11 protein-coding genes, 1 tRNA gene and 1 pseudogene are annotated in these 9,095 nt (G+C 60.2%); 3 read left to right on the forward strand and 10 right to left on the reverse strand.

Features of this window, described 5'->3' with window-relative positions; genetic code table 11:
• Positions 1 to 664 precede the first annotated feature (664 nt).
• Complete coding sequence (locus tag EOA60_RS08585; protein ID WP_067319298.1) at positions 665 to 886, forward strand: hypothetical protein; 222 nt, start codon at positions 665 to 667, stop codon at positions 884 to 886.
• 87 nt (positions 887 to 973) lie between these two features.
• Here the strand turns inward: EOA60_RS08585 and EOA60_RS08590 are convergent, their stop codons facing one another.
• The 6 genes from EOA60_RS08590 to EOA60_RS08615 all read right to left on the reverse strand — a co-directional run bounded on the left by EOA60_RS08590 (position 974) and on the right by EOA60_RS08615 (position 5,668).
• Positions 974 to 1,363, reverse strand: a complete 390-nt coding sequence (locus tag EOA60_RS08590) for a hypothetical protein (protein WP_067002225.1) — start codon at positions 1,361 to 1,363, stop codon at positions 974 to 976.
• Between the two features lie 255 nt (positions 1,364 to 1,618).
• A complete protein-coding gene (locus EOA60_RS08595; RefSeq protein WP_067319300.1) occupies positions 1,619 to 2,521 on the reverse strand; it encodes a glutathione S-transferase family protein in 903 nt (300 codons plus the stop codon).
• Positions 2,522 to 2,542: 21 nt separating this feature from the next.
• Positions 2,543 to 3,124, reverse strand: coding sequence for a VOC family protein (locus EOA60_RS08600; protein ID WP_095824037.1), 582 nt, complete (start codon positions 3,122 to 3,124; stop codon positions 2,543 to 2,545).
• 770 nt (positions 3,125 to 3,894) lie between these two features.
• Positions 3,895 to 4,077 carry a hypothetical protein gene (locus EOA60_RS08605; protein ID WP_095824188.1) on the reverse strand — a complete coding sequence of 61 codons (183 nt, stop codon included), beginning with the start codon at positions 4,075 to 4,077 and terminating at the stop codon, positions 3,895 to 3,897.
• A gap of 210 nt (positions 4,078 to 4,287) precedes the next feature.
• Positions 4,288 to 4,890: a hypothetical protein gene (locus tag EOA60_RS08610; RefSeq protein ID WP_095824038.1), complete on the reverse strand. Its 603-nt coding sequence runs from the start codon at positions 4,888 to 4,890 to the stop codon at positions 4,288 to 4,290.
• Between the two features lie 19 nt (positions 4,891 to 4,909).
• Positions 4,910 to 5,668: a DUF4142 domain-containing protein gene (locus EOA60_RS08615; protein ID WP_095824039.1), complete on the reverse strand. Its 759-nt coding sequence runs from the start codon at positions 5,666 to 5,668 to the stop codon at positions 4,910 to 4,912.
• 415 nt (positions 5,669 to 6,083) lie between these two features.
• Between EOA60_RS08615 and EOA60_RS08620 the strand changes: the two genes are divergently transcribed.
• Both EOA60_RS08620 and EOA60_RS08625 read left to right on the forward strand, forming a co-directional pair.
• A complete protein-coding gene (locus EOA60_RS08620; protein ID WP_067319306.1) occupies positions 6,084 to 6,536 on the forward strand; it encodes a YidB family protein in 453 nt (150 codons plus the stop codon).
• A gap of 661 nt (positions 6,537 to 7,197) precedes the next feature.
• Positions 7,198 to 7,431, forward strand: coding sequence for a hypothetical protein (locus EOA60_RS08625; RefSeq protein ID WP_245322321.1), 234 nt, complete (start codon positions 7,198 to 7,200; stop codon positions 7,429 to 7,431).
• A gap of 355 nt (positions 7,432 to 7,786) precedes the next feature.
• Here the strand turns inward: EOA60_RS08625 and EOA60_RS08630 are convergent, their stop codons facing one another.
• The 4 genes and pseudogenes from EOA60_RS08630 to EOA60_RS38840 form a co-directional block, all read right to left on the reverse strand.
• Positions 7,787 to 8,269 carry a pyridoxamine 5'-phosphate oxidase family protein gene (locus EOA60_RS08630; protein ID WP_067002065.1) on the reverse strand — a complete coding sequence of 161 codons (483 nt, stop codon included), beginning with the start codon at positions 8,267 to 8,269 and terminating at the stop codon, positions 7,787 to 7,789.
• A gap of 132 nt (positions 8,270 to 8,401) precedes the next feature.
• Positions 8,402 to 8,476 (reverse strand) — tRNA-Glu (locus tag EOA60_RS08635).
• An 85-nt stretch (positions 8,477 to 8,561) separates the two neighbouring features.
• A complete protein-coding gene (locus EOA60_RS08640; RefSeq protein WP_067002062.1) occupies positions 8,562 to 8,975 on the reverse strand; it encodes a VOC family protein in 414 nt (137 codons plus the stop codon).
• Positions 8,972 to 9,095, reverse strand: a pseudogene (locus tag EOA60_RS38840) (fimbrial protein); the annotation flags it as partial. The pseudogene EOA60_RS38840 and the gene EOA60_RS08640, both read right to left, overlap by 4 nt.

Raw genomic sequence — 9,095 nt, forward strand, 5'->3', positions numbered from 1 at the left:
GAAAGTACCGTCCCTATCCGCCATCCCTACCCCCAGGCCGAACCCTCCCGGTTCGTCGGCGGAATGTGCCCGACAAGCATTAACGATCGGCTAACCTTAACGATTCGCAACCGAACACGCCCGATGCCGTTAACGGGTTTTAGGCGGACGCCGGTCCGACCTCGCTGCGGTAATCCGTCCGTTGGCGAACCCACCGCTGCCGGGCTATAAAATCGGTGGGGGTATAGCTGATGCTTGGTCGAATGCTGACTTTTGTTCTCTGTCCGGCGCTGCTCGCGGCGAGCGGCTGCACGCGCAGCGACGACGGAACCGTCATCATTCCAAGCCGGATGGACGTCAGGCGCATTTGGGACAAGGCCCCGCCAGGGACAACAGCTTCGCGGCAGATCGCGACGGACGTATTTCCTCAGCCGCCGAGCGCCCCGGTGAGTTCCCCCAGTCGAAGACGTGTTTCGACGGCCCCTTCCTTTCAGCCGGATTTGGCTGATGCGTCCTCCCAGCCACAGAAGGCGCTCGCCTGCCGGAATGTCAGCGAACCCGGCAAGCGCTATCGCGTCGTCTGCGAGTAGTGTAGCAGCTACGATAAGATCGCGTGTTTCCTCACTGCGCGTGAAACCTTTGTGTGGCGTCTGGCGTTATCGGCGCAGCACGAAGGGGAGCGAAGATGTCTGTTCATTTCACCGTCTCAGGCCTGACCAGAAACCTGATCCATTCGCTTGGACTGGATCACGAGCGGGCCCCGAGGCGTCTGACACCCGAGCAAAATCTATTGTTGGAATGCTATCTGGCCGGCCAAATTCCGGAATCGGCCTGGAGCGACTACGTCTTCGAAATGCCGCAACTGGAAAAACACGCCAATGCCCGCCGCAGGCGCAATCCGGCGTAGCGCTGTCCAGCAACAAAGCGCCACCTAGAAAGCATAGCCGTTTTCTGTTGGAAATCGGCGAAGGCGAAACTGAGCAACTTGGCAGTTCTACTGCTGAATTGCTTTGGCGTTGTCCTTCGGCGAATTGAATTGAAGCGTAAAGATCTTCCCGGGAATTCCTTTTGCGAGGTCCGGCGAAAAGCTGAGCGGCAGGCAATTTCGCAGGGCGGCGGTCGCCGCGTCGACATAGGCCTGACGCGCCTTGTCATCCCCGTTGACCTTGATGGCCGTTGGCTTCGGCGGGCCGATCAGCGTGCCGTCGCGCTTGAAGCTGAAGCTCAAGGTGACCGAGGCAGTTCCGGCTTCGGCCGGCGGCGTCCAGCACGCCTGCAGCGCCGCGCCGACCTCGTTCATCGTGTTGAGCGATGCGGCATCTGCCGGAAAAGGCATCGCCAGCAGCGCGCCTGCGATCGCTGAAAGTCTAGCCGTGCTTCTCATGGCTTTGTCCTCGCCGCTTTCGCCCGTTCGCATGGTACGATCAACGACGCGGATGACAATAGAATTTCAACCGCGCCGGCACCCGATAAAATCATGCTGCCGTGACGCTGGCGCGCCGGCGGAAAAGCAAAAAGGCCGGCGCTGAGCCGACCTTTCCTTCTCCTCGGCAATCGCGCCAGTACATCCGTGGTCGCAGCGAGGACCGAGACACTAGACAAGGGTTTGGTTAACGAAACCCTAAACCTCGCGCATTTCTTAAGCCGTGGCCTGGGCCTTCACATGGGCGATGTAGCCGCGCACGTCGCCGGCCGGCTCAGCATAGGCCTTGCCGAGCTTCTTCTCGATCGCAGCCATATAGTCCTTCGCCCAGCTGGGCAGCGCATAGTCGATGACCGCCAGAAACTCCAGTGTCGCCGCCAGACGGATGTCGGCGATCGAGGGGTTGTTGCCGCCGATGAAAGGCTTGCCGTCCCTGAAGAAGCTATGAAAGACCTCCAGCGGCTCGGCGATTGCGGCGATGGCAGCCTTTTGCGCCTCCGATTTCTTGTCGGGATGGGCATCGCTGTGGCCGACCTCGCCGGCATATTGCGGAAAGCCAAGTGCCGGATAAGTGGCCCTGGCCACATAGGGATAGAGCGTTCCGACCAGGTAGAACATGGCGCTGTCGACCATCGCCCGCTTGGCCGGCGCCTTCGGATAGAACTTGTCCAGCCCGTGCTTGTTGGCGAGGTACTGCATGATTGCGCAGCTTTCCCAAAGCACGCCTCTGGGAAGTCCTTTGTCCTCGATCATCGGAGTCAGATGCGCCGGGTTCCGCGCCAGGAATTCCGGCGTGCGCGTCAGGCCCCAGGCGTCGGTCTCGGCATGGTCGAGCCCGGCCGCTCGCGTGAACACCCGGACCGTCATGTTGTTGACGCTGGGCCTTAGCATGCTGAGCTTGACCGCGGGCTTCTTCGCCGGCTTCGCCTTGGCTTTAAACGCTGCCTTTGCCGTTGCTTTAGACGCGGCTTTTGCCGTCGCTTTAGGCGCGGCTTTTGCGCCCGGCTTGACTGCGTTGGCCGACATCTTGGCGGCAGTCACCTTTGCCGCCGGCTTTGCCATCTTCGCTGCCGGCTTGGCGGCGGCCTTCTTCGTTCCCTTCGTTGCAGCCTTTGCCATCTGGTCCTCCCTCTGACCTGTTCAGTATGGATTTTTCGCCGCCCGGTTCTCGGACAATGTTTCGCGCGATCGCTCGACCAGCGCCTGGATGGCGTCGGCAAGGTGCGCCTCGGCGATATTGTAGTCGCCGCGCGCAACGCGGATCTTGTGCGCCGCCATCAGCACGTCGGCATGGCTGAAGCCCGCGGGCGGCTCGAACCGGTAGGAGGCAAGCTCGATCAGCAGCCCAAGCGGATCCTCGAAATAGATCGAATCCATGAAGCCGCGATCCTTGACGCCGCTGTGCTTGATGGCGCGCTCGTCGAGCCGGCCGACTGCCTGCAGGAACGTCACGCGCGACACCGAGAACGCGATGTGGTGGACACAGCCGGTATCGGTCGGCGTGCGCCGCTTGACCGCGCTACGGCTCTCGTCGGTGAAGACGGTGATCAGCCGGCCATCGCCCGGGTCGAAATAGAGGTGGCTTTCGCTCGCCTTGTCGAGATTGGGCTGCTCGAAGATGAATGGCATGCCGAGCACGCCTTCCCAGAAATCGATGGAGGTCTGGCGATCGGCGCCGACCAGCGTGATGTGATGGACGCCTTGCGACTGCAGTTTTTGCATTGGCTCCTCCCGGCCCCGCCGCGCCTGCCGCCGGACGATGTGGTCAGGCAGCCTTTAAATCGGCGCCCGGCAGGCGACCGCCGCACGGCTTCCCCCTTGGTTCCGCAATCCGCATCCTGCTGGATCGCGGCCGAAACGTTGATTATCGGATGCTAATTCAATCCGAGGCGTTGCGCCAGAAGCGGCGACACGGCATCGCCCCAGCAGGTCATCGCCGGCCGCAAGGAGGATGCACAAGGCTCTCTTTGCACCATGCTCGATGGCCGGCCGGGTCAGCGGAACCGCCTGCCCGACACCGCCGTTTGCAACGATGGCATTGGCTGACGACATCCAAATGGCGGAACGCCATATTCTGTAGGCCGAGCAGCACATCAAGCGCCAGCGCGCGCGCATCGCTGCGCTAAAGCGCCGCCGGTTGCCGCGATGCAAGGCGTCCAGCTTTTTGCAGTTGCTTGAAGACGCCCAATTGATGCACCTGCATCATCTGTCGCTGTTGTTGGAGAGAGCGTCTCGTGAACGGACCCGAGCCGGCATTTAGACTTTTGGTTCAGCGTTGGCAGCCGACGGAAGCCTTATTTGTAGACCGTCCTTGAAGACGCCCGAACTGACGACACCGCTACGCTTTCATGTCGCCGATCAGCGAAGCTTCTCAGCGAAAGCGGCGACACTCACGCCGTCCTCGCGCCGCATGGCCCTTCACGGTAGCCCGCTCTCGGGTGTTACTACCCGCAGCGCTGACACTCTCTCAATCTACCTTCGAAGAAGAAGCACTACTCCGACTTCGCCGGGGTTTCTTTTTTGATTTCCGTCGATGTTGACGTGTCGGCCTTGTCAACGCTTGCCGTCTGCTGCGCGTCGACTGAGGCTTGATCCTTCGCGTGTGCCGGGCAATTGGCTGATGCTGCAGAAACGGACAGGCCCAGCGCGAAGATGGTTGCGAGGAAGGCTTTCATCATCATCCTCCTTTTGGCAAGTGACATACCGTACCCCGCCCGTTGCGCGCCGCAAAATCACTTTTCACGCCCCGGATCACAGTTGGGTCGCGCCGAGGCCGCGGAGAACTTCACTGAGCGGATGACCGAACTCGGTTGCTCCAGCATGGAGGCGCTGTCTACGCGCCAGAGCGTGAAGCCCCCAGGCCTTTCGCCTGGGGGCGAATATGGTCAAACGCGATTTGCGTAGCGCGCTCGATCGCGTTCGATCTCGTCGGCGGTGTAGTTTTCGGCGCCAGCGTCAAAGCTCCTCCAACCGTCCGCTTCGTAGGCACTGCGGCGATCTTCCAAGTTCACTGATCTTGATTGGCCGAGGATGCTCTCGGCTTCGCCGGCCAACGCGTCGTCGACCCTGGCCGTGACCAACGTCCCGCCGCGGCGCACACCTTCGGCGTAGACATGAGCATCCCTTTCCGGGACCCCGGAGTCGGTAAGGGCTCCGACGATGCCCCCGGCAGCCCCGCCGACAACTGCGCCCCCCAATGCGCCTGCAGCGGTAGCGGCGAGCCACCCTGCGGCGACAACAGGGCCCACGCCTGGGATAGCCATGATCCCAAGCCCCGTCAGCAACCCGCCGGCGCCGCCAATGAGGGCGCCCACACCGGCGCCGCCAGCCGCATCTTCGGCGGCATTCGAGCGATCATCTTGGTACCAGCCGGTCGAGTTATTGGCGACGATGCTGATGTCGGAATGCGGAACGCCGATGGCTTCGAGTTCACCGACGGCATCGGAAGCGTCGTCATAATTGTCAAATAGTCCGGTCACGGTTCTCATGGTTGAACTCCAATCCGTTTCAGTTGCTGCCGGCAACGACGTTGCCTTGATAATCGAGCGCCACGGTTGTCTTCTTTCCGTCCTTGGTGGCCTGACCGCGCCAGATGCCTTGATCGTCCTTGGTTAGCGCTGAGACATCCGAGAAGCCGGCATCCTGGATCCGGCTCTTGGCCTGGTCTTCGGTGAAGCTATTGGCGCCTGGCACCGGAGCAGCCGGATTTTTTGTGTCGGTCGTGGTGACGGCGGGAGTTGTCGAACTCGTCGTCGTGCCGGTTTCATCGTCCATGGTGGAAGCGATCTTCTCGATCATTTCCTTATGCATTTTGAGTGTGGGCAAGGTCTCCGAAGCGAACGCCTTGAGCTGGGGATTGTCGCCATCCTTGGCGTAGTTCTCGAACAGCTCCACGGCATCCGCGTGCGCATCACGCTGCATCTGCACATAGGTCTTTTCGACCGGATCCTTGCCGTTCTGAAGGGCGTCGAGGTCGCTCTTGTGCTTGGCATCCGTCTCGGCGGGCACTTTGAGCTTCTGCTCGCCGGCAATCGTTTCGAGTTTTGCATTGGCCGCCCCATGCTCGTCGATCATCTTTTGGGCGAAGTCTTTGACCGCCTGATCCTGGGCTTTGCCTTGGGCGATCTTACTCGACTCGACCTCGAACATCCCCCCGTTGGCAGCCTTGTCGACGAACCCCTGGGCGTCGTCGGCGGCGAAGGCAGGCACTGCGAATGTGATGGCGGCGGCTGTGGTCAGCGCAACCAGTAGATGGCGATTTTTCATGGAGAAGTTCCTAGTTGGGCAGATGTGCTGCAAACCCAACAAGCGTCCGACACCTTTGTTCCGAGCGCGGTTTGATTTAGCGAGGAGTACCGGCATTCTTTTCACTAGGACCCGGCTGCCGGTGTTCGGTCCCGCCACGCTCCTGAACAAAAGCCAATAGGTATCGCGGCCAGCAGGATTCTTTCAGTATGGCTTGTCGCCAGTGGCAAGCAGGTTGAAGGGGGTGCCACCGGAGATTTTTGCGGCTTTCCGAGCGGCCTTCGTCCAGGACTTTATGCGTCTAAATCAAGCGGCTCGTGATCCAGCCTGTTGATTGCAAGATGACCTCGCTTGCTGGCCTCCCGGCAAACTTTTCACGTTAGACGGAACCTTTGTGATCACCGGCTCTTCCCTTGTAATTGCTGGGAGGAAATCAATGGCAAATCTGGGAAGACTGGCTGTCGCCATATTGGGCATTCTCGCCTACCAAAATCGCGACAAGATCGGAGAGCTGCTCCGTGGCGCGGGAAATCGCGATCCAAACAGTCTGCAGGGAGGGATCTTGGATCAGCTGTCCAAAGGCGTATCGGGGACGGCGCTCGGGGATATTGTCGACCGCTTCAGAAATGCGGGAGCCGGTTCCAAGGTGGATTCTTGGGTTAGTAGCGGACCCAACCAGCCGATCGAGCCGAAAGAGGTCGAGGCGGCAATAGACGACGAAACGCTCGCTTCTCTTTCAATGCAGACCGGCTTGTCCCGCGATGAGCTGATAGCCAGGATAACCAGGGACTTGCCCGAGGCGGTCAACAAGCTGACGCCCAATGGCGAACTGCCACCCGCGGGGCCCGACGATGTCACCCTGCTCGATCCGGTGCCACCACAGCGTTGATGGCGCCGCAAGGTCACAATACAAGTCCGTGAGCGTTTGCGAAAAGCCTGTCTTGAGAAGCGCGAGGACCTGCAACGGTCATGGCGCAACTCATCCCGCTTTCGCAGGTGAGCGGTTTGCCGCTTCCGTTTGGGAGCGTGCTGACTATGAGCGGTCAATCCCATCAGGGGTGTAGCCGCAGAGGCAACCAAAGGTCCCTCGCTTGCGCTCATTAATCGCGACGGCGTTTATTAGCTACGCCTAAAGTTCTGATGTCAGCTGTCAAAAGGTGGCGCATAGTACAGACTTGCCCCTTGCCCACATGGGGTAAAAGGCCCGGCCTGTCTGCCCTAGGTCCCCCGATATGCCACAGGCCGGGCGCCCCCATGTTTAGGCTGCACTGTTCCGCGCCGCCTTTTTCAGCAAGCGCGATAGATGCACGTCTTGAAGCTCCTGAACGCTTTGAAGAAGTTCGGAATTCAAGCGCCTTGGTGGTGGGCAATTCGAGGGGTTATAGTTTGGCTGGGGAACAATGAAGCGTTAGCCCGCCTGGTGGAAGTCACTGAACAGGCGGGGAGCTAATCCGTCTTTGCGCCTACGGCAGATAGATGAGCCGCTTCTCCAATCGATACGATGAATCCCATCATTGCCCGATGCTACTTTTTTGAGGAGGCAACCGGTTTTGCAGCCCTGGCAGCTTGAGGGGTTGGATATGAGCAGAACGACTCTCGTTGCGATTGCTTTCCTCGTCATCAGCGTCGGCCCGACCGAAGCCAATGGCCATAAAGTTTTGCCGGTTTGCACCGCGTCGAGCTCACTGTCCGAGGTCTTGCATGGCAAGTGTTTTCTCGTCAAAGGCTCGATGATCTATGGCGACATCGCCGATCTTTCCCAGATAATCCAATTGGGATGGTAGCCAAGGCCGAATCGGTGGCTAGACGCTATCGCATGACTGAGCCACGCCGTTTCTTACCGGGAAATAGCGCAGCGCCTTCCTCTCATGGGACAGCGCGGAAACAGGGGCTTCAAAGCCCAGGGGCAAAAAGCGGCGCTCCGATAACGTCGAGTATAACGCCAGGCGCGCGCCAGTGGCGGATTCGTGCGCCTATCTTCCATCCCGGCGCGTAACGCATTGCCGCCGCAAACTGGCGCGGTTCATTCTGGTCGCGAGCCCATAGAGTGGATGCGTGGTTGCATTCCAGGCTGGAGGCCTTTGCCGCATCAACCGAGAAGCAGAAATTACGCGGCCGACAGCCTGTCGCGACCGGCCCCTAAAGGTCGACCTTGGCGACATTATCCTTGTATTCCTGCTTCGGGTCATATCCGAGCAGCATCTTGATGCCCGAAACCACGCTCGACGCATCGAGCCAGATTTCGGCTCGGTCCGGATCGAAGCGCAACAGCGTGAGTTTCGGATCGTCTTTGCCGCCCTCGAACCATGCTTCGACATAGGGGTTCCAGAGCCGATCGATCACAGCCCGATCATTGTCGACGCGAAGCTTGCCCTGCACCGTTGCGAAGAGGTCATGTCCCTTGGAGACGAACGTGGCCGTTGCCTGGTCGCCGCCGGAAAGGCCCATCGGAAGCTCCGTGTCTTTCGCCGTGAAAAACCAGATCGGACCGGTATCGTCCTTCTCCAGTTGTGCCGTCATGGGCCGAGGGATGATGTTGGAGCCGTCGAGGCCGATCATCATCGTCATGTCAGATTTCAGTGCTTTCCAGAATTTCGCTTCGAGCTCAGCGGGTGTCGGCATGTCTCATCCTTTCACTGAAAGAAAGGCAAACGGCCGACGGTGCTGTGTGTTCCTTCGCGCATTGCCTGGCTAAGGCTTCTCGATCGCTATTCGACACGTCGTCGTTCAAAGCAGCTAAATTATTGGAATCAATGGTACGCCCAAGGGGAATCGAACCCCTGTTCCCGCCGTGAGAGGGCGGTGTCCTGACCGCTAGACGATGGGCGCGCTCAAGAACCGGCTACATAGGATGAAGGCCGGAAAAAAGCAACTGGGGTTTCGGACTGTTCGCGGACTTTGCGGACTGCCCTCGTCAACCCTGCCGTTTCGGCTCGATCAGATCCCAGAGATTGCCGTAGAGATCGGCAAACACCGCCACCGTGCCATAGGGCTCGAAGCGCGGCGCCTCGCGGAATTCGACGCCCCTGCCAAGCATCGCCTGATGGTCGCGGGCGAAGTCGTCCGTTTCGAGAAAAAGAAACACCCGGCCGCCGGTCTGGTCACCGATGCGGCTTGCCTGCCTCTCGCCGGAGGCTGCCGCCAAGAGCAGCCGCGCGCCCTGCCTGTTTGCCGGCGTGACCGTCACCCAGCGCTTGCCGCCGCCGAGGTCGACATCCTCGCTCAGCACGAAGCCAAGCCGCTCGACATACCAGGCTATCGCCTCGTCATAGTTTTCGACGACGAGCGCCACGGTCGCAATGCTGCGGTTATCGGCAAAGCCGCTCATTTGTTGCGAATCGCGAACTGGCCGATGACGCGGCGCTCGGCAATGTCGTAGAGAAAGATGGAACGGCTGCCGTCGGCGAGCTCGGCATCGATCGACAGGCGGTTGCCGGACAGTGCCTGG

This window comes from Mesorhizobium sp. M1A.F.Ca.IN.020.06.1.1, from assembly GCF_004023265.1.
In the GTDB taxonomy this organism is placed as follows: domain Bacteria; phylum Pseudomonadota; class Alphaproteobacteria; order Rhizobiales; family Rhizobiaceae; genus Mesorhizobium.